Source organism: Sphingorhabdus sp. (assembly GCF_044357595.1).
Taxonomy (GTDB): Bacteria; Pseudomonadota; Alphaproteobacteria; order Sphingomonadales; family Sphingomonadaceae; genus Sphingorhabdus_B.
Genome location: NZ_JBIKPH010000023.1, coordinates 1 through 22,961 on the forward strand (window position 1 = coordinate 1; position 22,961 = coordinate 22,961).

26 protein-coding genes and 1 tRNA gene are annotated in these 22,961 nt (G+C 54.0%); 16 read left to right on the top strand and 11 right to left on the bottom strand.

Features of this window, described 5'->3' with window-relative positions; genetic code table 11:
* Together ACIQ2T_RS04370 and ACIQ2T_RS04375 are read left to right on the top strand one after the other, a co-directional pair.
* Positions 1-329, top strand: a 329-nt coding sequence (locus ACIQ2T_RS04370; RefSeq protein ID WP_397589752.1) for a hypothetical protein, incomplete at its 5' end; no start/stop codon positions are given.
* Positions 330-451: 122 nt separating this feature from the next.
* Positions 452-814, top strand: a complete 363-nt coding sequence (locus ACIQ2T_RS04375; protein WP_397589753.1) for a helix-turn-helix domain-containing protein — start codon at positions 452-454, stop codon at positions 812-814.
* A gap of 135 nt (positions 815-949) precedes the next feature.
* Here the strand turns inward: ACIQ2T_RS04375 and glmS are convergent, their stop codons facing one another.
* From glmS to glmU, 4 genes are read right to left on the bottom strand one after another with little or no spacing between them, the layout of a single operon-like run.
* Complete coding sequence (gene glmS, locus ACIQ2T_RS04380; RefSeq protein WP_397589754.1) at positions 950-2,773, bottom strand: glutamine--fructose-6-phosphate transaminase (isomerizing); 1,824 nt, start codon at positions 2,771-2,773, stop codon at positions 950-952.
* Entirely contained in the window at positions 2,774-3,157 is a 384-nt protein-coding gene (locus ACIQ2T_RS04385) for a type II toxin-antitoxin system VapC family toxin (RefSeq protein WP_315470440.1), read from the bottom strand.
* Entirely contained in the window at positions 3,154-3,426 is a 273-nt protein-coding gene (locus ACIQ2T_RS04390; RefSeq protein WP_315470441.1) for a ribbon-helix-helix protein, CopG family, read from the bottom strand. Before ACIQ2T_RS04390 ends, ACIQ2T_RS04385 begins: the two co-directional genes overlap by 4 nt.
* Before the next feature lie 33 nt (positions 3,427-3,459).
* The gene (gene glmU, locus ACIQ2T_RS04395) at positions 3,460-4,821 is read right to left on the bottom strand and encodes a bifunctional UDP-N-acetylglucosamine diphosphorylase/glucosamine-1-phosphate N-acetyltransferase GlmU (protein ID WP_397589755.1); all 1,362 of its coding nucleotides are present in this window, start codon (positions 4,819-4,821) and stop codon (positions 3,460-3,462) included.
* 165 nt (positions 4,822-4,986) lie between these two features.
* Between glmU and ACIQ2T_RS04400 the strand changes: the two genes are divergently transcribed.
* From ACIQ2T_RS04400 to ACIQ2T_RS04445, 10 genes are all read left to right on the top strand, one after another.
* On the top strand, positions 4,987-5,661 hold the full coding sequence (locus ACIQ2T_RS04400; RefSeq protein WP_397589756.1) for an HAD hydrolase-like protein: 675 nt from the start codon (positions 4,987-4,989) through the stop codon (positions 5,659-5,661).
* A 188-nt stretch (positions 5,662-5,849) separates the two neighbouring features.
* On the top strand, positions 5,850-7,091 hold the full coding sequence (locus tag ACIQ2T_RS04405; RefSeq protein ID WP_397589757.1) for an ATP-binding protein: 1,242 nt from the start codon (positions 5,850-5,852) through the stop codon (positions 7,089-7,091).
* A gap of 106 nt (positions 7,092-7,197) precedes the next feature.
* Positions 7,198-8,250 (top strand): substrate-binding domain-containing protein, encoded by a 1,053-nt coding sequence (locus ACIQ2T_RS04410; RefSeq protein ID WP_397589758.1) that lies wholly within the window; start codon positions 7,198-7,200, stop codon positions 8,248-8,250.
* A gap of 123 nt (positions 8,251-8,373) precedes the next feature.
* Positions 8,374-9,762 (top strand): phosphate ABC transporter permease subunit PstC, encoded by a 1,389-nt coding sequence (gene pstC, locus ACIQ2T_RS04415; protein ID WP_397589770.1) that lies wholly within the window; start codon positions 8,374-8,376, stop codon positions 9,760-9,762.
* Positions 9,755-11,020, top strand: a complete 1,266-nt coding sequence (gene pstA / locus ACIQ2T_RS04420; RefSeq protein ID WP_397589759.1) for a phosphate ABC transporter permease PstA — start codon at positions 9,755-9,757, stop codon at positions 11,018-11,020. Before pstC ends, pstA begins: the two co-directional genes overlap by 8 nt.
* A 24-nt stretch (positions 11,021-11,044) precedes the next feature.
* Positions 11,045-11,818, top strand: coding sequence for a phosphate ABC transporter ATP-binding protein PstB (gene pstB / locus ACIQ2T_RS04425; protein WP_397589760.1), 774 nt, complete (start codon positions 11,045-11,047; stop codon positions 11,816-11,818).
* Between the two features lie 12 nt (positions 11,819-11,830).
* Entirely contained in the window at positions 11,831-12,502 is a 672-nt protein-coding gene (gene phoU, locus ACIQ2T_RS04430; RefSeq protein WP_397589761.1) for a phosphate signaling complex protein PhoU, read from the top strand.
* Positions 12,503-12,515: 13 nt separating this feature from the next.
* Entirely contained in the window at positions 12,516-13,211 is a 696-nt protein-coding gene (gene phoB / locus ACIQ2T_RS04435) for a phosphate regulon transcriptional regulator PhoB (RefSeq protein WP_306061940.1), read from the top strand.
* 144 nt (positions 13,212-13,355) lie between these two features.
* A complete protein-coding gene (locus ACIQ2T_RS04440) occupies positions 13,356-13,517 on the top strand; it encodes a Flp family type IVb pilin (protein ID WP_397589762.1) in 162 nt (53 codons plus the stop codon).
* Between the two features lie 257 nt (positions 13,518-13,774).
* Positions 13,775-14,677, top strand: coding sequence for an SDR family oxidoreductase (locus tag ACIQ2T_RS04445; protein WP_397589763.1), 903 nt, complete (start codon positions 13,775-13,777; stop codon positions 14,675-14,677).
* A 48-nt stretch (positions 14,678-14,725) separates the two neighbouring features.
* Here ACIQ2T_RS04445 and ACIQ2T_RS04450 read toward each other — a convergent pair whose 3' ends face one another.
* Both ACIQ2T_RS04450 and epsC read right to left on the bottom strand, forming a co-directional pair.
* Positions 14,726-15,070 (bottom strand): DUF2794 domain-containing protein, encoded by a 345-nt coding sequence (locus ACIQ2T_RS04450; RefSeq protein WP_315470450.1) that lies wholly within the window; start codon positions 15,068-15,070, stop codon positions 14,726-14,728.
* Positions 15,067-15,789 carry a serine O-acetyltransferase EpsC gene (gene epsC / locus ACIQ2T_RS04455; RefSeq protein WP_397589764.1) on the bottom strand — a complete coding sequence of 241 codons (723 nt, stop codon included), beginning with the start codon at positions 15,787-15,789 and terminating at the stop codon, positions 15,067-15,069. Before epsC ends, ACIQ2T_RS04450 begins: the two co-directional genes overlap by 4 nt.
* A 157-nt stretch (positions 15,790-15,946) precedes the next feature.
* Between epsC and ACIQ2T_RS04460 the strand changes: the two genes are divergently transcribed.
* Positions 15,947-16,852 carry a hydrogen peroxide-inducible genes activator gene (locus ACIQ2T_RS04460; protein ID WP_397589765.1) on the top strand — a complete coding sequence of 302 codons (906 nt, stop codon included), beginning with the start codon at positions 15,947-15,949 and terminating at the stop codon, positions 16,850-16,852.
* A gap of 3 nt (positions 16,853-16,855) precedes the next feature.
* Here the strand turns inward: ACIQ2T_RS04460 and ACIQ2T_RS04465 are convergent, their stop codons facing one another.
* From ACIQ2T_RS04465 to pgsA, 3 genes are read right to left on the bottom strand one after another with little or no spacing between them, the layout of a single operon-like run.
* Entirely contained in the window at positions 16,856-17,296 is a 441-nt protein-coding gene (locus ACIQ2T_RS04465; protein WP_397589766.1) for a molybdenum cofactor biosynthesis protein MoaE, read from the bottom strand.
* A complete protein-coding gene (gene moaD / locus ACIQ2T_RS04470) occupies positions 17,293-17,544 on the bottom strand; it encodes a molybdopterin converting factor subunit 1 (RefSeq protein ID WP_397589767.1) in 252 nt (83 codons plus the stop codon). Before moaD ends, ACIQ2T_RS04465 begins: the two co-directional genes overlap by 4 nt.
* A gap of 4 nt (positions 17,545-17,548) precedes the next feature.
* On the bottom strand, positions 17,549-18,121 hold the full coding sequence (gene pgsA / locus ACIQ2T_RS04475) for a CDP-diacylglycerol--glycerol-3-phosphate 3-phosphatidyltransferase (RefSeq protein WP_300036593.1): 573 nt from the start codon (positions 18,119-18,121) through the stop codon (positions 17,549-17,551).
* 130 nt (positions 18,122-18,251) lie between these two features.
* Here pgsA and ACIQ2T_RS04480 point away from each other — a divergent pair, with 130 nt between their 5' ends.
* The 3 genes from ACIQ2T_RS04480 (at position 18,252) to ACIQ2T_RS04490 (ending at position 21,491) form a co-directional block, all read left to right on the top strand.
* Complete coding sequence (locus tag ACIQ2T_RS04480; RefSeq protein WP_397589771.1) at positions 18,252-19,547, top strand: MFS transporter; 1,296 nt, start codon at positions 18,252-18,254, stop codon at positions 19,545-19,547.
* Between the two features lie 170 nt (positions 19,548-19,717).
* Positions 19,718-20,704, top strand: coding sequence for a quinone oxidoreductase family protein (locus ACIQ2T_RS04485; protein WP_397589772.1), 987 nt, complete (start codon positions 19,718-19,720; stop codon positions 20,702-20,704).
* 64 nt (positions 20,705-20,768) lie between these two features.
* On the top strand, positions 20,769-21,491 hold the full coding sequence (locus tag ACIQ2T_RS04490) for an SDR family oxidoreductase (RefSeq protein ID WP_397589768.1): 723 nt from the start codon (positions 20,769-20,771) through the stop codon (positions 21,489-21,491).
* An 88-nt stretch (positions 21,492-21,579) separates the two neighbouring features.
* On the opposite strand, the gene ACIQ2T_RS04495 is transcribed toward ACIQ2T_RS04490, so the two are convergent.
* Both ACIQ2T_RS04495 and ACIQ2T_RS04500 read right to left on the bottom strand, forming a co-directional pair.
* Positions 21,580-21,663 (bottom strand) — tRNA-Leu (locus ACIQ2T_RS04495).
* A gap of 90 nt (positions 21,664-21,753) precedes the next feature.
* Positions 21,754-22,961, bottom strand: a 1,208-nt coding sequence (locus tag ACIQ2T_RS04500; protein WP_397589769.1) for a coniferyl aldehyde dehydrogenase, incomplete at its 5' end; no start/stop codon positions are given.

The window sequence follows — 22,961 nt, forward strand, 5'->3', positions numbered from 1 at the left end:
TTATTTGCGTAGTTGCAACGGAAAGCACTCGGGAAATCCGACATGATGGTTATCTGCTCAAAACCTATGGGACTGAAGTTCAGGCAATCCCAGATGAGTTCCGATTCCCGGTCAGCGTTCAGTTCGTCTGTCGAAGGCTCGGCATGCGGCGAGAAACAACGCGACGAAAACTCGAAGACCTAGTAAATAGAGGTTTTCTAAATAAAGTTAAGGGCGGATACGCGCTACCAGCCCAAACGGACGCTGCTGACTATACACTGGAGTTGAGGGACTTTCTGGTATCAAAAATCTGCAATCTCCGAACTTATATGGAAAAAATACCAGTCTAATTGCGCTATTGGTGGATCCGGAGCAACTGAATATCGATGCCCAAATTGGGCAAATTGGATTGTTGTAAAACACCCTGCTTTATATTCACCCGCCACGACTCCGGGATGTGGGAGCGAACCTAGTGGCAGATATAGAACTAAAGGAAGCAACCGTTGCCTTGCTGGCCGTCGGGCAACGCCTTCAGACTGCCAGAAAAAGACATAAAATGTCGGTTGCTAAGTTGTCCGCGAGGACTGCTATTTCGGTACGATTTATTGAGTATATCGAAGCAGGCCAGTTCGGCAGAATTCCGGGCCGAACATATGTACTGGGTTTCACGCTATCAATCTGTCGGGAGTTGGATTTAGGCCCCGAAGAGTTGCTTCAGGTGATCAAATCCGAGATGTACGACGGTATCGGTGCCTCGCTGGAGACAGACACCACCCCCGCGAACCGGGGCAACCCAATCACAAGAGCCGTGCGTTTCATAAAATCCATTTTTTGACCCGGTGTGGACCTGTCTCGCTGCGCCTCACGCGGCGGCAGCGATGGCAGATACTTTTGTCGAACCTGATCTGACCTCAAGGCGACCCAACGGACGACAAATTACCCCAAATATTTCAACGTCTTTCGTGCAAAATCACTCCACTGTAACGGACTTTGCAAGATTGCGGGGTTGGTCAACATCCGTGCCCTTGGCGCACGCCACATGATAAGCAAGCAACTGGACGGGCACGGCATAGACCAGGGGCGCAATAAGCGGATGGACGGTCGGCATTTCGATGGTGGCGAGGCAGCCTTCGCCTGCTTCGGCAATCCCTTCAGCGTCGGAAATCAACACAACCTTGCCGCCCCGCGCCATAACTTCTTGCATGTTGCTAACGGTTTTTTCGAACAACGGTCCACTTGGCGCGAGAACGATGACGGGCACCGCTTCGTCGATCAAAGCGATTGGTCCATGCTTCATTTCGCCTGAGGCATAGCCCTCGGCGTGAATGTAGCTGATTTCCTTCAGCTTCAACGCGCCTTCCATCGCCAGCGGATAGTCCGGGCCACGACCAAGATAGAGCACGTCGCGCGCGGGCGCGATCAAGTGTGCTATAGCGGCAATGTCATCATCATGCGCCAAAGCGGCATTGAGCGCGGCTGGCGCCTCAATAAGATGCCGGACGATTGCGCGCTCTTCCTCGGCGCTCAACTTGCCTTTAACGAGCGCCAGATGTGCTGACAGCGCGGCGAGAACCGCAAGTTGGCAGGTAAACGCTTTGGTCGACGCAACACCGATTTCGGGGCCGGCATGCGTGGGCAGCAAAAGGTCCGCTTCGCGCGCCATGCTCGATGTCGGCACGTTGACGACAACCGCGATAGTCTGGCCATTTTCCTTGCAGTGGCGCAAGGCCGCCAGCGTATCGGCGGTCTCGCCCGATTGGGATATGAACAGCGCAAGGCCGCCTTCCTCCAACACGGGGGCGCGATAACGGAATTCCGAAGCGACATCGATATCGACGGGCACGCGGGCGAAGGTTTCGAACCAGTATTTTGCGACCATGCCGGCATAATAGCTGGTTCCGCAGGCAACTATCGTGATGCGCTTTACGCCCGCCAAGTCGAAATCCATCTGCGGCAAGGCAACTGTCTGTTCCAATGGGCGAATGTAGCTAGAGAGCGTTTGCGCGACCACAGTGGGCTGCTCAAAAATCTCTTTCTGCATGTAATGGCGGTAATTGCCCTTTTCGATTTGCGCGGCGGACACACCCGAGGTGGTGACTTCGCGTTCTACCGGATGGTTGCTCTTGTCGAAAATTTGTGCGCCGTCGCGTGCGACAATCACCCAGTCACCTTCCTCCAGATAAGCGATTTTTTGCGTCAGTGGCGCAAGGGCAAGTGCGTCCGAACCCAAATAGGTTTCGCCATCGCCATAGCCGACGACCAGCGGGCTGCCGAGCCGCGCGCCAATCAGGAAATCGGGAAATTGGCGAAACGCAATCGCCAGCGCAAAGGCTCCGCGCAAACGCGGAAGCACAGCCTTCACCGCATCGGCGGGCGAATGGCCAGCCTCGACCTGCTCAGACACCAGATGCGCCACAACTTCGGTATCGGTTTCGCTTTCGAACGTCCGCCCGCGCGCCGTCAATTCGTCGCGGAGCTGCTTGAAATTCTCGATAATGCCATTGTGGACCAAGGCCACTTCGCCCGTCGCATGCGGATGCGCGTTGCTTGTGGTTGGCACGCCATGTGTGGCCCAACGGGTATGTGCGATGCCTATATAACCACCAGCGTCATCGGTCTTGAGCACGTTGACGAGATTGGCCAACTTGCCCTCCGCGCGGCGGCGGACGAGTTGGCCGTCAAACACGGTGCAGACACCGGCACTGTCATAGCCCCGATACTCCATCCGCTTCAGTCCATCGACCAGCCGGTCCGACACAGGTGATTTGCCAACAATTCCAATAATGCCACACATTTATTTTGTTTCCCAATCTGCTTTGTAGGGGACCCTAATACCCGGCATCTCGGGCGGAAAATCCTTCGTATTTCGTGTAACGAGTATGCGCCCTGACACCTGCGCCGAGGCAAGGATCACGGCGTCCGGTGATTTTAATGACTTGCGCTGGTGCCGCAACGCAGCGGCGCGCCGTGCAATTTCCTCGTCGATTTCACTCATTGCAAAGAGGCGCAAAAACTGTTCCGTTTCGGTCGCTGCATTATCGGGAACGCCCGACATAACCTCTATCCACGTCATCCGGCTAATCCATGCTCGAGTGACATTGCGCACCTCCGTCCATGCCGCTGGCCGATTGTGCAGCATGTCGATCACGATATTGGTATCGAAAAAGCGCTCACTCACGCCGCGCTGCGTTTCTTTTTGAGAGGCGCAATTTCGCCAATGTCGGGCCACTCGGCGCGTAACTCGCGTTCGTATTCGAGACCATCTACAGTTGAACCATGCCGTTCCCAAAGGCCGAAATATTTTTCGAAACCTTCCTTACGACTTTCTTCGAGATAATTGGACACTGCCTCGCGCAACACAGCAGCGCGCGACTTACCCTCGCGCTTGGCGATTTCATCGAGCTTGCGAACATCGTCCACAGGAACATCTACAAGGAATCTACTCATGATGATATTGTGATATCATATCATGATATCATGTCAATCCTGATCGAGGGCCTTTTTGTCGGCCTTCTTCTTCCGCATTGCGTCATGAAAGCGGTCCGCCCAGCCGGGCTTTACCAATTGTTCGGCGCGGACCATGCGGAGTTCGCCGTCGGCTACGTCGCGGGATACCGCGCTGCCTGCCGCCACAATCGCATCGCGGCCAACCTTCACAGGTGCGATCAAGGCTGAATTGCTGCCGATGAAGGCACCTTCGCCGATCACGGTCTGATATTTGAAATAGCCGTCATAATTGCAGGTGATGGTGCCAGCGCCGATGTTAGCGCCGGCACCTATGGTTGCATCGCCCAGATAGGTGAGATGGTTCGCTTTCGCGCCTTTACCCAGATGCGCTTTCTTGGTTTCGACGAAATTGCCGATCTTGGCTTTTTCTTCCAACACGGTTCCGGGCCGCAGCCGCGCAAAGGGGCCGATTTCGCATCCACTGCCAATTATCGCGCCTTCAATATGGCTGTTTGCGCGGATTTTTACATTGTCGGATATGCCGACGCCGGGGCCAAAAAAGACATTAGGTTCAATCAGGACATCGCGGCCAAGCTGCGTATCCCACGCAAACCAGACCGTTTCCGGCGCAATTAAAGTTGCGCCATCATCCATTGCCTGCACCCGGCGGCGCTGCTGCCAAGCCTGTTCCATCTCCGCCAATTGCGCCCGACTATTGATGCCCGCCACGTTGAAGGGTTCGGTTGTGATAGCCACGCAAATCCCACCGTCTTCGCTAGCTATGTTGACGATATCGGTGAGATAATACTCCTTCTGCGCATTGTCGTCGGTGACGCGATTCAGAAGCGGGAACAGGTCGCGCGCTTTGACCGCCATCAGGCCGGAATTGGACAGTTTCACCGCTTTTTCCTCCTCGGTTGCGTCCTTTTGCTCGACCATCTTAATGATGCGGCCATCCTCGACAATTACGCGGCCATAGCCCGTTGGATCTTCTGGTTCGAAAGCCAACACGACCACCGCCGGCGCATCAGGCGCGTTAAGCCGCGCGACCATCGCCTGCATTATTGCTGTCGGCACGAAAGGGACGTCGCCATAGAGAATGAGGATATCGCCTACAAAGCCCTCCAGAGCCCCCTGTGCCTGCTGTACGGCATGCCCAGTACCAAATTGCGGTTCTTGCAGTGCAAGCTCTGCTGAGCCCGCCAGAGCGGCCTCCAGTTGCTCCTTGCCGCTGCCGACAACCACAACCTTCTTGGTCGGGCGCAAGGCATCGACCGAAGCCATCAGGTGCATCAGCATTGGCCGGCAAGCGATGGGGTGCAGCACCTTGTGTAGGTCGGATTTCATGCGCGTGCCTTTGCCCGCGGCGAGGATGATGGCGGCTAATTCGGTCATGAGCATCTCCATGCCAGCAAATTGTTGCGGTTTCCAGAACTTGCAGCCAAGAGCATTGTAATTATTCCCGTTCGTGTTGATCCCGGTCGAGACAGGATGGAAAACACATGCAATTTTAGTGTCCCGCTTTCGCTCGACACAACCAGATTATTGGGGAGTTTGGATTTGGATTTTCCTTTCGACATCATCGGCTTTGACCTCGATGGCACCTTGGTCGACACCAGCGGCGATTTAACGGCTGCAGTCAACCATGTGCTGGGCAGCGTTGGTAGACCCCTGCTCGCCGCCGATACCGTAAAGCAGCATATTGGCGGCGGGGCAAAGTTGATGCTGCAACAGGGGCTTGAGGCAACCGGCGGCATCCCCGATAATGATTTCAAACCGCTGTATCGCCAGATGCTTGCTTACTACGAAGCGAACGTCTCGGAACACAGCCGTCCGTTTGACGGCGCGCTGGCGTTGTTGGATGCGCTCGACAATATGGGTGTGCGTTACGCCGTCGTGACCAACAAATTTGAAAGCCTTGCGGTCAAGTTGCTTACTGACCTGAACCTCGCCCACCGCATGGGATGCATTTTGGGCGCGGATACTTTGGGTAAAGAAAATGCCAAGCCGTCCGGCGCACCAATCTTTGAAATGATTAAGCGCTGTGGCGGCGGACGCGCTGCTTATGTCGGTGACTCAATCTATGATGTCATGGCGGCGAAGAATGCCAGCGTGCCAAGCGTGGCGGTCAGCTATGGTTTTTTGCATGGTCCGGTTGAGGACATGGGGGCAGACGCAATTATTGACCATTTTGACGAGCTTTTGGGATGCCTTAGACAATTGGGATCGAATTAGTGCACGCAATGGCCTAGAGGAAGCTGCGTTTATGTGCCTCGTCCCCATGCAGATCCGCCGTGGAAGGCCGCATTATTCCATTGGCGTTGCTTGCATGTCAAAGCTGAGTCTATATGCGGGGCAACCAAGCTAGGAATGCCTAAAACAGGTTTTCGGCATCTCGGGCGGAATTGAAGCAGGCAGAAACAGTGAACAGTTGGTTATCTCCTCGCATTCTTATTGCTTTTGCTTTTGCATTTGTCGGAGCTGTCTTTGCTGGCCAAATGGGTGGTCCGGCAGAACGCATCCTCGTTGTTTTTGTCTCGATGCTCATCGCATTGTTTGTTGCGGCGAACCCCGATGATCATGATGATATGCCCTCAGACGTCCTAAACGCCTCTGCTGACAATACGCAGCAGATGCCGGCGCTTAGCTCGCACCCGCAGTTGCAATCGTTCATTGATGCCTCCGCTGATGCTATATTGTTGGTCGAAAACGCGCGGGTCACGGCCGCCAACCAAGTTGCACTGCGTCTCTTGGGCGGCAATATCGTCGGTCAGAATGTGCGTATGGCCTTTCGACATGCCGGGGCCATTGAACGGTTATCGGATCCTAATGCAAATCATAGCGGACACCCGATCCGGTTGGCCGGAATCGGCCAGAAGAACCAGCTATGGGATATGCGCATTCATACGATGGGGCCCTCTCAAAAAATCGTGTTTCTCGCTGATCGCAGCGGGACGCAGGCGGCTGAAAAAATGCGCGTCGATTTTGTAGCCAATGCCAGCCACGAACTACTGACCCCATTGGCTGCGATCAAGGGCTTTATCGAAACGCTGGATGACCCGGCCGCAGGTGACGATGCGGCAACGCGCAGTCGATTTTTGGGTATCATGGCCACGGAAACCAACCGGATGCAGGCGCTGGTGCGCGACCTAATGTCGCTTAGCCGGATTGAGGCCGAGAAATATGATCCACCCCAAACGCCCGTCGACTTCGCAAGCATCATCATAGAAACTGTTGACCATCTGCGTAACAGCCAAAAGGATCGCGGCGCGGATATCGCAGTCGATGTCACCTCTGATTTGCCTCCAGTCATGGGGGATGCGGGGCAGTTGCGCCAATTGGCGAGTAACATACTGAACAATTCGATGAAGTACGGCTACGCGGGAACGCCGGTCTCGGTCTCCCTAACGCCTTCCAAATCGGGTGCGATGATTCATTTCACTGTAACGGATGTCGGCGACGGTATCGCGCCAGAACATTTGCCGCGTCTAACGGAGCGGTTCTATCGCGTCGATTCAGGACGGAGTCGGTTGGTAGGGGGAACTGGACTTGGCCTAAGTCTGGTCAAACATATTGTCGACCGCCACCGCGGGCATCTGGAAATTCGCAGCATATTGGGCAAGGGAACTACAGTGTCGATTTTGTTACCCGTTGCGCACAGTTGATCGTAACATTATCGTAATACAAGAGTCATGTATCATCCATGGGGTCGGCCTATATGCTGCCTCAAATATAGTTCGAAACGCAAAAATCCATTACGAGGACTGCAATATGATGAAGAAAATTTCGCTCATAGCCATAAGCGCGCTCGCGCTTTCGGCATGTAATGACCAAGCCAGCACTGGTGGAGCCGCCGGCGGGTCGCGTCAGGAAATCCGCATCGTCGGATCCTCTACTGTATTTCCTTTTGCAAAGGCCGCTTCCGAAGCATTTGCAAAAGCAGATGCGTCGCGCAAATCGCCTGTTCTTGAATCCAACGGAACCGGCGGCGGCATTGAACAATTCTGCAAAGGTGTCGGCGCAGAAAGCCCGGACATCGCCAACGCATCGCGTCGTATGAAAAAAAGCGAATTTGAAAATTGCCAGAAAAATGGCGTTAAGGACATCATAGAAATTCAGGTCGGGATTGACGGCCTTGCGCTGGCAGAATCGAACCAAGGCGCCAAGTTCGCGCTTACAACAGCCGACGTGTATAAAGCGCTTGCCGCCAATCCGTTTGGGAAGCCGCAGACCGCAAAGCTGTGGTCCGACGTCAACCCTGCGCTGCCAAAACTGCCGATTTCGGCCTATGGCCCGCCCACGACATCGGGCACGCGCGATTCCTTTCATGAATTGATCATGGAAGCCGGTTGCAAGACCGACGCAGCGATGAAGGCTTTGAAAGAAACTAACGAAGACAAATATAAAGTAATCTGCACCGAAGTGCGCAGCGATGGCGCATTCAAGGAACAGGGCGAAAACGATAACCTGATCGTACAGAAGCTGTCCTCCAACCCTGATATGATCGGCATTTTCGGTTATAGTTATATGGAAGAAAATGCATCCAAGGTGCACGGCATTCAGATGAATGGCGTAAGCCCAACGATCGCAACGATCTCGGATGGTAGCTACCCTGGCGCGCGCAAGATGTTCATCTATGTGAAAAAGGCGCACATCGACAAAATCCCGGGCATTAAGGATTTCGTGCTTGAATTCCTCAAGGGTGGTGTTGTCGGCGGATATCTGACAAAATTGGGAATGATTGCATCCGGCGATGCAGACTATAAGGCCGCAACCGAAGCTGCAAACAGCCTCACCGTCATGACAGGCACTGATTTGAAATAAATCTGCAACAATGATGGCGTCTATGGGGCTGGATCGAATCTCCGTTTGATCCAGGCCCACGCTGTTTTTTGGGTTTTATGACGGCTAGTGGATTATTCGGTCCAGGAGGGCATGGTTAAGTTTATGACTGGAACGGCATTGCTCTTCCTCGTCCTTGGTCTCGGCCTTGTCGGTTGGATGTCGGGTCATGCGCGCGCTGCCGCATTTGTGCGCAGCGCAAAGGGTGGCCCACGTGGCACCGTAAACAGCCTGCCCTATTATCACGGTTGGTTTGTCGCGATTTGTGCGATCGCCCCGGCTCTTGCCTTTATGTTCGTCTGGCAGTCGATTTCACCGTCACTGGTTACCAACATGGTGCTGTCAGCGCCTGCTGCTGCAGACCTACCGCAAGATACTTTCGCGCGTGCTGCCATCCTGTCGGAAGCGCGGGCTATCGCACAAGGGTTTCAGACCACCGCGTTTCAGGAAGGGAGCGAAAAGCTTGTTTCCTTGTACAGAAACGCACTGTCTTATTACCAATGGATTGGCGTTGCTGCGACGCTCTCCCTGCTATTTGCAGGTGGCGCTTTTGCCTTTACACGCATCAAGCCAGATTTCCGCGCACGCGGCAAAGTAGAACGCGTCGTCATGTTCGGTTTGCTGGTTGCATCACTGATTGCAATCCTTACGACGCTCGGCATTTTCGCATCGTTAATCTTTGAATCCTGGCGCTTCTTCTCGATGGTTTCGCCGTTTGAATTCCTGTTTGGAACCGACTGGAATCCGAAATCGACAGTTACGCCGGGTGCCTATAATGGCTATGGAGCCATCCCCTTATTCTGGGGCACGATTTTTATCGGCGCGATTATCGCGATGATAGTCGCCATTCCGTTGGGGTTGATGAGCGCCATTTTCCTCACGCAATATGCATCTGCAAACGTCCGCAAATGGATGAAGCCCATTCTCGAAATCCTCGCCGGCGTTCCTACGGTGGTATATGGATATTTCGCAGCCTTAACCGTAGCCCCAGCCATTCGTGACTTTGCGGTCATGCTCGGCGTCAGCAACGCAGCATCGGATAATGCTTTGGCAGCGGGGATTGTCATGGGCGTCATGATCATTCCTTTGGTATCTTCCATGTCCGACGACAGCATTGCCGCTGTCCCCAACGCAATGCGCGACGGCAGTCTCGCCATGGGCGCGACAAAAAGTGAGACGATCAAGCAGGTGCTTTTACCAGCCGCATTGCCAGGTGTTGTGGGCGGGGTATTGTTGGCAGTAAGCCGGGCCATTGGCGAGACCATGATCGTCGTCATGGCGGCTGGCTACACCGCCAATCTTACCGCTAATCCTTTTGATACAATTTCTACCGTCACCGTTCAGATTGTCGCACTTTTAACGGGTGATCAGGATTTCGCTAGCCCGCACACCCTTGCTGCGTTTGCACTGGGGCTCGCTCTGTTCGTGACCACATTCTTCCTGAATTATGTGGCGCTGCGGGTCGTGAAAAAATATCGGGAAGCTTATGAATAACGTGGTTATCGCCCCTACTCCGACCGACTGGAACGGGAATGTGATGCAAAGGCGCATCGCAAGTCGCTATGCTGCGGAGCGGCGTTTCAAAGCGATGGGCTTCTTCTCCGTTGCCTTGTCCACATTATTCCTCGCTTTTTTATTGTTCACGATGCTTGGTCAGGGTCTGCGCGGTTTTCAGCGGACCGAGGTTGCGGTGGAGTTTGATTTCCCAACGCTTACCGCTGGTACGACCGCAGCTTCGATCATGGGTCCAAATGCAGATGCTGCGCTGAACTCGATGGATATTCCAGGACAGGTTGAGCTTGCCGTCGGGCAACAATATGCAGGCCTTGAAGACGGCCTGCTGACATCGGCGGCAGCAGCCAATGTTCGGCAGATGCTTGCCGATAACCCAGATCTCATAACGTCGAAGCAGACATTATGGCTTCCGGCAGATACGCGGCTTGACGTCGCCTTCAAGCGCAGCGGCGAACCAGCAGCAGAAAAAACCGTCGCAGCGCTCTCACAAAAAGACGCGCTGCGCACCGGCTTTAACTGGACATTCCTTACCGGTGCTGATGCAACTGACCCATCATCTGTCGGTATCTGGGCGGCATTTAAGGGGTCGCTGATGACAATGGCGATCACCCTATTGCTCGCATTTCCCATCGGCGTGCTATCGGCGCTCTACTTGGAAGAATATGCATCGAAGAACCGGTTAACCGACATAATCGAAGTATCGATCAACAACCTGGCAGCGGTCCCATCAATCATCTTCGGACTGCTTGGTCTGGCCGTGTTCCTGACCATGTTCGGTATGCCCCGATCCTCTGCCTTGGTTGGCGGCCTTACTCTTGCGCTGATGACGATGCCGGTGATCGTTATCGCCGGCCGCAACGCAGTAAAATCTGTCCCACCATCTATTCGTGAAGCTGCCTTGGGTATCGGCGCCTCGCCCGTGCAAGTCGTGTTCCACCATGTCCTACCACTTGCGCTCCCGGGCATATTGACGGGAACCATCATCGGTATGGCCCGTGCCTTGGGCGAAACTGCGCCTTTGCTGATGATTGGGATGCGCGCCTTTATTCCTGCCGCGCCTCAAGGTTTTTCTGACGCCGCGACGGCCTTGCCGGTTCAGATTTATTTGTGGTCGGATGAGGTGAACCAAGGCTTTGTCGAAAAAACGAGTGCGGCAATCATTGTTTTGCTCATATTCTTATTGGGTATGAATGCGCTGGCCATTTATCTTCGCAACCGTTTTGAAACGCGTTGGTGACCTATGAACATGAAGGATGTTAATGTGGGTGCAACCCCTGGAAACTCGAAAATATCCACGCGCAACGTGAATGTTTTTTATGGCGATAAACAGGCAATCAACGACGTCTCAATTGACGTTGATCGCGAGAATGTGACTGCCTTTATCGGCCCATCTGGCTGTGGAAAGTCAACATTTCTACGTTCCTTGAACCGCATGAATGATACGGTCGCAGGCGCACGTGTGGAGGGCCAAATCCTGCTCGACGGGCAGGATATTTATGCTTCGGCCATGGATGTTGTTCAGCTGCGCGCGCGCGTTGGCATGGTGTTTCAGAAACCGAACCCCTTCCCAAAGTCGATTTACGACAATGTCGCATATGGCCCGCGGATTCATGGGCTGGCGAGCGGAAAAGCGGAGTTGGACCAAATTGTCGAAAAGTCTCTTACACGGGCGGGTTTGTGGGCTGAAGTGAAAGACCGTTTAAGCGAAAGCGGCACGGCACTGTCGGGCGGTCAGCAACAACGTTTGTGCATTGCGCGTGCCATCGCCGTTGATCCTGAAGTTATCTTGATGGACGAGCCTTGCTCTGCCCTTGATCCGATCGCGACCGCTCGAATAGAGGAACTCATTCACGACCTACGCGGGAAATATGCTATCATCATCGTTACGCATAATATGCAGCAGGCAGCGCGCGTGTCGCAACGAACAGCATTCTTCCATTTGGGCCATTTGATTGAATTTGGCGAAACTTCCGAAATTTTTACCAATCCGCGCCAAGACCGCACAAAGGACTATATTACAGGCCGCTACGGTTAGAAAGATTGCTACATGAGCACAGGAACAAAGCATACAATCAGCGCGTTTGACGATGACATGGACGAAATCCGTGGGCTCATTGCCGAAATGGGTGCGCGGGCGGAAGCAGCGGTCATTGCTGCCATGAAGGCGCTACGCCAGCATGACATAGAAGCCGCCGCCACCATTCGCGCCGAAGACAAAATTATCGATGCCCTAGAAACCGACGTAGAACGGCTCGTGGTGCGCACAATCGCCCTGCGCGCGCCGATGGCCGATGATTTGCGCGAACTAATCGCGGCGCTCAAAATGTCGGCAGTTATTGAACGCATTGGCGATTATGCAAAAAATATTGCCAAGCGTGTTCCACAAATGAGCGGCAAGATCCCCTCATCTGCCCTGGAGCAATTAGGCCGCATGGGTGAAATCGTTGTTGAGATGATCCGGACCGCGATGGACGCCTATGCGAAGCGCGACGTGGATCTGGCCCGCGCGGTGACGGTACGCGATGAAGTTGTTGACCAACTCAACAAGGATTTGTTCGTCGACTTCGTAGCCTATGTCGTCAAAAATCCGGAAAACGCAACGGAGGTAGCCCACCTGCTGTTCACAGCCAAGAATCTGGAGCGGATTGGCGATCACACAACCAATGTGGCGCAGATGATTTATTTTACCGAAACAGGTGAAAACCTACCCGACGCTTAAAGCGGAGAGACTTATGCCCAAAGCGCAATTGCTATTAGTAGAAGACGACAGTGCGCTTGCCGAGTTGGTTCGCTGGCATTTTGAACGTGAGGAGTTTGACGTTCAACACACGGGGGACGGCGAAGAAGCGTTGTTGATGGCAAAGGAGCGTACGCCTGACCTCGTATTGCTCGACTGGATGCTTGAAAATCTGTCAGGCATCGAGGTTTGTCGTCAGCTCCGCAAATCCGACAATACGGCCAATGTGCCAATCATCATGTTAACGGCGCGCGGTGAAGAGGATGACCGAATCCGTGGACTTGAAATCGGTGCTGACGATTATGTCACGAAGCCGTTTTCACCGCGTGAACTCGTTGCGCGGGCAAAGGCGGTTTTACGGCGCGTGCGGCCGGCACTTGCGGGCGAAGCTTTGCGGTTTGGCGATGTCGAAATGGACACCGTTGCGCACAAGGTAAAGCGGGGTGGAAAACAGGTTCCACTTGGCCCAACCGAGTATCGCTTGCTGAAGCATTTTCTGGAATATCCAGGCCATGTGTTTTCACGTGAACGCTTACTTGATAGTGTCTGGGGTCATGACAGCGACATCGAAATCCGCACCGTGGATGTTCATATCCGCCGCTTGCGCAAGGCTTTGAATGAAGGTTTCGAAAGCGACATCATCCGCACTGTAAGGTCAGCCGGCTATTCGCTGGATCAAGACGCCGTATAAAAACGCGCTGTTGAAAACCGACGCACGTTTACCATTACTGTTCAGAACGCAGTAAGCAATCCACGTATAATCCTGCTTACCCGACCGGACGGAGCGAATGGTTTCGTAAGCTGACCAGATGAAAAACGGTATGGGACCAAGCATATGAAATGGATGTGGGCATTTTCCAAAGACCAAAAAGGTGCTACCGCCATCGAATATGATTTGATTGCGGCATTAATCGCTGTCGCTGCGATCACCACGATGTCCACCTTAGGTACAAGACTTTCCAATAGCTTCAACAAGGTTAGCGGAAACCTTAAATAAGTCTTAACATTTACGTTGAGCAACGGCACGTGCGCCAAAACCCTCGGCGGTCCATTATTGTTTGCGGCACATTCGCGCTGTTATACCTTGCACTAAAATCAAGCTGTCCGCCAAAATCTTAGCCGCAGCCCTTACCCGTATATAGCCATCTCCTAACAACAAGAATGCGTTGCTTTACGCTTGCGTCAAGTTGGCTGTCATGCCAAGGCTCCGCCATATTTCGCAGCTTCTTTCGTTGTTCATTATGGAGATAGGTTATGACCGTCAGTTTTAAAGATAAAGTTGCAATCGTAACGGGTGCAGGCGGTGGATTGGGTAAGGCCTACGCACTTGAACTCGCCAAGCGCGGCGCAAAAGTGGTCGTGAACGATCTGGGCGGCGCACGCGATGGTACAGGCACATCTGATGCCGCGGCACAGGTAGTTGAGGAAATCAAGGCCGCTGGCGGCGAAGCTATGGCCAATGGTGGTAGCGTGACCGAGTATGAGCAGATGGTTGAAATGGTAGCCAAGGCGAAAGAGGCCTTTGGCGGCGTGCACATACTGATCAACAACGCTGGTATCCTGCGTGACAAGAGCTTTGCCAAGATGGATATGCCTGATTTCAACCTCGTGCTTCAGGTGCATATCATGGGTTCCGCCAACTGCACAAAGGCGGTTTGGGACACAATGCGCGACCAGGCTTATGGCCGCATCTTGATGACCACGTCGTCGACTGGGCTCTACGGAAACTTTGGACAAGCCAATTATGGCGCTGCCAAGCTTGGCCTTGCTGGCTTTACCAAGACGCTGCATCTTGAAGGTGCGAAGTATAATGTCCGCGCCAATTCACTGGCGCCGGTTGCTGGCACACGGATGACTGAAGACATCTTCCCAGAAGGTCTTTTCGAACAGTTTACGCCTGAAAATGTCGTGCCAGCCGCGCTTTATTTGGTGAGCGAAGACGCGCCGACCAATATGATCATTGGTGCGGGCGGCGGCGGATACCATGCAGCCTATGTCACCATGACCCCTGGCGTCGCCCTGCGTCAAGAAGACCGCAATGTAGAAGGTTTTGCTGCAGCATGGGACAAGATCATCGACCGCACTGGTGAGACCGTTCCCCAGTCAGGTGGCGAACAATCGATCGCCGTGATGAAGGCGCTGCAAGCGCTCGGTTAAGTACCGCCAATAGCCAATCGAAAAAGCCCGGTCATTGGCCGGGCTTTTTTATGCGTCGACCAATTTCATCAACTTGCGTTCGACAGGCGCCAGCACTGGTCCAAGATCATGGCCACGCTTGAGTATTGCGCCACCCTCGCCAACCAAGGCCCACATGCCCTGACGGTTGCGCAAAGCAGGTCGTTTTTCGATTCGATATTCGGGCCGTTCGGTAGCGCGCCGGAACATGCTAAACACAGCGGCGTCGCGGCCTAGGTCAATGGCGTAATCCCTCCAGTTTCCTGCCGCAACCATCCGCCCATAAAGGTTCAGGATCTGTGTCAGTTCGCTCTTTTCGAAGCCGACCTGATTATGTCGGCTGACCCCGGGAAAGGGCGTGATGACCGCACTCAACTGGCCGTACTTCCTTTGGATCGGCGTGGCTTGGCTGGCGCGTCAAGGGCGGTGGCATCGCGCTCTGCCATCATCTCCGCAACCTTTTTGCGTAAAGTCTCAATCTCGCATTGCATGATCTCAAAGCTTTGGGTCGCGGGGTCAAACATCTCACGGCAGGGCGTACCATAGGGCATGAAGTCACGCGCATAGGTTTCCGCCTGCACCAATGTCGAACGTGCTTTTTGCCCGATCATTGTTGCGCCGGCGGGCACGTCGTCGGTTACAACCGCAGCAGCCCCGATCCGCGCCCGTTCGCCTACCGTAATTGGTCCAAGTATCTGCGCGCCCGAACCAATGATGACATTATCCAATATGGTTGGATGCCGCTTGCCGCCCATCCCCGTTGTCGGGTTCGTGCCGCCAAGCGTGACATTTTGATACATGGTTACGTTGTCACCAATCTCCGCCGTTTCGCCGATGACACTAAAACCATGGTCGATGAAAAAATTGCTTCCGATTTTCGCGCCGGGGTGAATATCGATTCCGGTAATGAAACGGGCGAAATGGTTTACCAGTCGCGCCAGGAAAAACATGTGGCCCAGAAACAACCAGTGCGCCAGGCGATGATAGCCCACGGCCCAGACGCCAGGATACAACAATATTTCCCACCGCGAACGCGGCGCTGGGTCTCGCTCTTTGATCGAGTCCAGATAATCGATGAGATTAGAAATAAACATATATGACCCTGCTGTCCTTTGAAGGACCTGATGATTGGTTCCAAGTTAAGACTTTCGTGGGAGCTTTTCCAGCGAAGGATGTATCTTTGCTATAAATAACTATGTAAAAATCGGCAAAAGCGATTATATAGCTGATATTAATTAACAAGGCCGATTTATGAGCACCTACTTGCCGACGTTGAAGCAGCTGCAATATTTGGTCTCGCTGCAAGAGCATGGCCATTTCGGCAAATCCGCAGAGGCGTGTTTCGTGACCCAGTCTACGCTTTCGGCAGGGATCCGCGAGCTTGAATCTCTGCTTGGTTTAATGCTGGTCGAACGCACACGCCGCGTTGTGCGCTTTACGCCGCTTGGTAACAAAATGGCCGCAAAGGCGCACCGCATATTGCGTGAAGCAGAAGAGCTAGCCGAAATGGCGCGCTCGGCGGGTAAGCCCTTGGCTGATGACCTGCGCATGAGCGTCATTCCAACCATCGCGCCGTTTTTGCTGCCGAAATTATTGCCCGCGCTCCGCAAGCAATATCCTGATCTCAAGCTATACTTGCGCGAAGAAGCCAGCGCTGCTGCAATTGAGGCACTCCATCACGGGCAGGTCGATTGCGTCCTCTTGGCGCTTCCCTTTGCGTCCGGCGATGTTGAAAAGGCAACGCTTTTTGAGGACCGTCTTTATGTTGCATTTCCCAAGGACGACCCGCGCGATCCGCCCGAGAGCATTACGCCCGAATTGATCGATGAAAGCCGGATGCTGCTGTTGGTTGATGGCCATTGCCTTAAGGACCATGCGCTCGCCGCCTGTAACAGGCCCGAAATGCGGGCCTTTGCGACGATGCTGGGTACTTCATTGCACACATTGGTGCAAATGGTCGACAATGGCCTTGGCCTGACGATCATCCCGGAAATGGCTGTGAAAGCCGGCTTGCTAAATGGAACTGACGTCCAAGCCCGTCCATTAAACGCCGAACATGCGTCACGCGAGATTGCTTTGGTGTGGCGAACCAACAGCCCGCGCCGCGAAGAATTTGAGTTGCTGGCGGATGCGCTTCGGGGCTTGCACGCAGGCTAAAAGCTAGGCCCAACGTTCGGAACGTGTGTCATCACTCGATTTGGCTTCCACCCATTTGGCGGTGCCATCGGCGTAATGTTCACGCTTCCAAAATGGTGCCTCGGTCTTTAGGCGATCAATAAGAAAAGCCGTGGCCTCAAGTGCCTCTGCCCGGTGCAACGACGCCGCCCCCACGACGACCACAGGATCCCCCACAGGAACAATACCGACGCGGTGGGTGACGACGGCGCCGAGCAGCGACCATCGCGCTGTAACGGCTTCTATCAGCTGCGAGAGGCACACCTCGGTCATGCCGGGATAATGCTCCAACTCAATGGCAGTTACCCCGCCATCATCACGCACAATGCCTGTAAAACTGGACAGCGCACCGCCGCCTATCGCTGCAAGCGTCGAGATCTCCGCCTCAGTCGTAATCGGAGTATTACTGATGCGCACCTTTTTCATCCGCCGGTAACCGGTGGGAAAATCGCAAGCTCTTCCCCATCGCCCAGCAACGCATCGGCGGTGACCATATTTTGGTCCAAGGCAAAACGCAGACGTGATAGGTCATCCAAAGCAACGGCGTGTTCTTGGGATTGCCCACGCAACCAAATCACAAAATCGCCAACAGTGCGCGCATCACAGGGAATATTGCGGTCTTCGGAAGATAGCCCGATGGCTTCGCGTACGCTGGCAAAGTAAACCAGTTTCATGCGATCAATCCATATGCTTGATGCCGACGCGCAGATAATCCCAACCGGTAATCATCGTCAGCACCGCTGCAATCCACAATAACGCCAGCGCCGCCTGCTTAAGCAATATCCAATCGGGCAACGATCCTGCCAATATGATGCCACCAAGCGACACGAGCTGAAATGTTGTCTTCCATTTCGCGAGCTTCGACACTGGCACCGAAATCTGCAATCCAGCAAGGAATTCGCGTAGGCCCGATACTATCATTTCACGCAGCAGGATGACTAACGCAGCAATCACATGCCAGCCATCAACATCGCGGGTGAAAACGAGCATCAATATAACAGCGGCCACCATGATTTTGTCGGCAATTGGATCAAGAAAGACCCCCAGCTTGGACACGGTCCCCTGCGCCCGGGCGAGGTAGCCGTCGAAATAATCGGTAATGCCCATCAGGCAGTATAAGATGAAGGCGAACGCATAATCGAGGGGGACTGGCTGCACGCCGAATGGCTTTGTTCCTGGCCACAACAGGAAAACCAATATCGGCACGGCGAAGATACGTGACATCGTCAAGATGTTGGGCAGGCTAAACATGAAACATGCGATAGCGGCATATCTTTGCAAAATCACGCAGCTATTTTACCATCTGCCGAAATGCGCTTTGCCATGCTTCAGTCGGGCAGCTAAGGCACTTGCAACATTCGCATGGGAAACCGGAACCAAAATGGCCACCACAATGTCTTTGATGAATAAGCGCCGATTTTTGCCGCTTTTCGTCACCCAGTTTCTAAACGCCTTCAACGACAATTTTTACAAAATGGCCATGGTGATATTGGTCACCTACGAGATCTACTCGGACCCAACGCAAGAGGCGAGCTTTAACGCGATTGCTGGGGCACTCTTCATCCTGCCGTTTTTCCTTTTTTCCGCGTTAGCAGGGCAATTGGCGGATACGATTGAAAAGACAAAGGTCATCCGCATGGTGAAAACGGCGGAGATTTTCATCATGCTTTTTGGTGCCGCCGGTATCTATCTGCACAATATCCCGCTGATGCTTGTCGCTTTGTTTGCGATGGGTGTGCACTCGACCTTTTTCGGGCCTATCAAATACGCAATCTTGCCGCAGCATCTGGAAAAAGACGAAGTGCTAGGTGGAACAGGTCTTGTGGAGGCTGGGACCTACCTTGCCATATTGGCTGGCTCGATTGCAGGCGGGATCATCCCGGGAAAGATTGCGGGCGTCTGCATCGTCCTTGTCGCAGTTATAGGGCGAGTTACGGCTCAATCCGTGCCAGCCGCTCCGCCGGAAAACGATGCCCCTACTGCCAAAATGGATTGGAACATCGTCCGCAGCAGCTGGCAGCTTGTACGTGACACAATGCATGTCCCACATCTGTTCCTGGCAATTATCGCGATCAGCTTTTTCTGGGGTATCGGCGCAGTATTCGGATCTATTTTTCCACCCATGGTCAAGAACGCGCTTGGTGGCGATAACACGGTTGCAACTTTATTCACGGCGTTTTTCTCCATCGGAATCGCCATTGGCTCAATCGCCGTCAACCGCCTACTAAAGGGTGCAGTATCGGCAAAATATGCTCCGGCATCGGTGATCGTGATGGGGTTGTTTGTCCTCGATCTATGGTGGACCGTAAGCCATTGGGGACCGGTTGGTGCAGAGCTGATGAATTGGCTGACATTCCTGAAACTAGGAGCTGGAGAACGTTTAATCGTCGACCTTTTGGGCATCTCTATCGCCGGCGGGATGTTTGTGGTTCCATTATATGCATTTTTGACCACCACGGTCGCAAAGTCGCAGACCGCGCGCACTATTGCCGCCAATAACATCGTGAATTCGGGCGCGATGGTGATCGGCGCGATTGTTTACGGCCTACTGGTAAGCGCCGGCGTCAGCATCGCCGATACTTTGTTCATGATCGCAGCGGCCTGTTTGGTGTCCGCCTGGATTGCTTGGCGTCTTCACAAAGCCTGCCATATCGCCGAGCTTCAGGTCACGCAATAAAACGCGTCATCGCTAAGAAAAAAGCGCTGAAGCTGAGCATGAACAAATCGATGTTCGCGTTACGCCACCAAGACTTCTGTCGCGGTGCCGTGCGCACCAAACCGACCGAAGGTGGCGGTTAGGTTATGTGTCTGTTAAGCTGCGTGGTTTAAATCAGGAGTTGCCGGATGATGGAAAGATTTGCTGAAATTCAACGCACCGGCGGACCAGAGGTTATTGAGTGGGCCGATGTGCAGCTTACCGAACCTGCACCGGGCGAGGTGCGGATGCGCAATCTTGCGGTAGGCCTCAACTTTATCGATACCTACCATCGCAGCGGGCTTTATCCCATGGCGAAGCCGTGCGGATTGGGCATGGAGGCTGCGGGTATTATCGAAGCTGTTGGTGACGGGGTCAGCGACTGGCAAGTAGGCGACCGAGTCGCTACTTTTGGACCGACCATTGGCGCTTATTGTACGGCGCGAAACATCGCGGCCAATAGCCTGTTCAGGGTACCCGACGATATCAGCCACGAGGTGGCAGCGGCAGGTTTGCTGAAAGGATGCACTACAGAATTTTTGGTCGAACGCTGTGCCAAGGTGCAACCGCAATGGGACGTCTTGGTCCATGCCGCCGCTGGCGGCGTTGGATTATTACTTGTTCAATGGCTCAAGCATGTTGGCGCGCGCGTAATTGGTACGGTCAGCACGGACGAAAAAGCGGCACTGGCGCGCGCGGCGGGTGCAGACCATGTGATCCTTTACGGCAAGGAAGATGTCGCACGGCAGGTGCGCGAATTGACCGGTGGCAAGGGCGTTGAGGTTTCCTTCGACGGCGTTGGGCTGGAGACTTGGGAAGCGTCACTTAATGCAACAGTGCGCCGCGGCTTGATCGTCAGTTATGGCAATGCCAGCGGTCCCGTAAGCGGGGTTAACCTCGCCACGCTTGCCCAAAAGGGATCGCTTTATGTCTCGCGCCCCACCTTATTTGATTATTACCATAACCCAGCGGAACGTGCGGCAGGTGCCGAATATGTGTTCGACATGTTCAGACAAGGGATCATCGAGATGACCATCGGGCAACGTTATGCACTCGAAGATGCTGCGCAGGCGCATCGCGATTTGGAAGCACGCAAGACCATTGGTTCATCGGTGCTGATGCCGTCGGGTATAAAGTGACGATTCGGTCTGGTATGTCGCTCCGTAACCGCTAGATATCTAGCCTCTATAAGAGGGGAACTTCATGGATATCAACGGCAAGACTGCATTGGTCACGGGCGGCACAGAAGGCATTGGTCTCGAAATCGCGCGCCAATTGCTGGCCAAAGGCGCTAAGGTAATTGTTTGCAGTCGCCGCGAAGAACCGCTGGAGTCTGCACGTCTGGAAGGCCTTGAGGCGATACAAGCCGACCTATCGACCGCCGATGGTTGTTCTGCGCTCGCCGCTGCATTATCGGGCCAGCCGATCGATATGCTCATCAACAATGCGGGGATGAGCGGTAACTTTGGTCCCGGTGAACCGTTGGATCTGGCGCTGACTGATCAGGCGATATTTCTTAATCTCAATGCGCCACTGCATCTGATCGGACATTTCCTGCCGGGCTTGTTGCAACGCCCTGAAGCAGTGGTCGTTAACGTCACGTCGGGCCTTGCCATTGCCCCGCGCTCCGGCGGGCCGGTCTATTGCGCCACAAAAGCTGGCCTGCGCAGCTTTACGCAGTCACTCCGCCACAATTTGCGGGACACGAATGTCCACGTTATTGAGGCGCTTCCACCAGTGGTAGACACCGCGATGACGCGTGGCCGCGTGAACGGTAAAAAGATGTCTGCCCAAGGCTGCGCGGCGGAGATCGTTGACGCCATTGCGGCCAATTCCAAGGAGGCCAATGTCGGCATGGTGAAGCTGCTTCGGCTGGTTTATTCGATGTCGCCAGCGCTGACCCGGCGGATCATGATCAAATTTTAAAGGTGCGCATTCAGCAGCATTGGCGACGTGCCCGCCAATGCCTCCTTGCTCGCAAGTGCTGAGAGCCATCGATGTCAGAAAATTGTGGTGGTGCCCCAGGCCCGACTCGAACGGGCACTCCTTTCAGAACAGGATTTTGAATCCAGCGCGTCTACCATTCCACCACTGGGGCACATCTTTGACAGGCGAACCCGTCTAAGTGGAGGTTCCTCTAACCGAGCCTCAGCTCTGATGCAAGTGCATCCTTATTTCCTCAGTTCCCCTATTTCTTCAGCTCTTTTGCCAACGTCTTGAGCGTTGCTTTGCCATAAGGGGCCTTGAACCCGCCGATGCCGGCGACATCAACCCCGGTTTGGCGGTATACCGCGCGCATATGGCTAAAGGTTTTGAACCCGTCGGCGCCATGATAATTGCCCATGCCGGAGGGACCGACACCGCCAAAGGGCAGGTCTTCCATCGCATTATGGAAAACAACGTCGTTAATCGTAACGCCGCCAGAGACGGTGCGCGTCAGTACGCGCTCTTCCTCGGCTTTGTCGGAACCGAAATAATATAGCCCTAGTGGTCTGTCATGGGCGTTCACATAATCAATCGCTTCGTCCATCGATGAATAGGTCATCACGGGCAGGATTGGACCGAAGATTTCCTCCTGCATCACCTTCATCTCGTCGGTGACGTTGCGGACAATGGTCAGTGGCATCTTGTTACCATTAGACGATTCAAAATCTTCGCCAGCGGGATTGACCTCAATCAACTCCGCGCCCTTTTCCCGCGCATCATCAAGATAGCTCTGAAGCCGCTCATAATTGCGGCCATTCACAACCGACGTGTAATCGTCGTTATGCAGCAATGTAGGATATTGCGCGGTCACTCCGGCTTTCACCGCCTCGATGATATCATGCTCCTGATCGCTGGCTACCAGCAGGTAATCTGGCGCGAGGCAAATCTGTCCGGAATTCATCATTTTACCAAGGGCGATGCGCTCGCCTGCCTTTTTCTTGTCTGCGCTGCGACCAACGATAGTCGGCGACTTGCCGCCAAGTTCGAGCGTTACAGGCACCAGATTATCCGCGGCTGCGCGCATGATATGCCGTCCAACGCCCGTCGCGCCGGTAAAGATCATATGGTCAAAGGCCAATTTGGAAAACGCCATGCCCACTTCAGCATCGCCGGTAAAAACCGCCATTTCCTCTTCAGCAAAATATTTCGGGATGACCTCTTCAAACAAGGCCGATACGCGCTCAGTAAACTCCGACGGCTTAATCATGGCCCGGTTACCAGCGGCAAGAATACCAGCCATAGGCACCATCACCATACCAACAGGGAAGTTCCAAGGTGCAACAACGCCGACAACGCCCTTGGGTTGATATACAATCTCAGCTTTTGACCCGAGCAGGCCAAGCGGAAAGGTAGGTTTGCGCTTTTCACCCTTAGCCCAGCTTTCAAAATGCTTCTTGGCATGCTTCATCG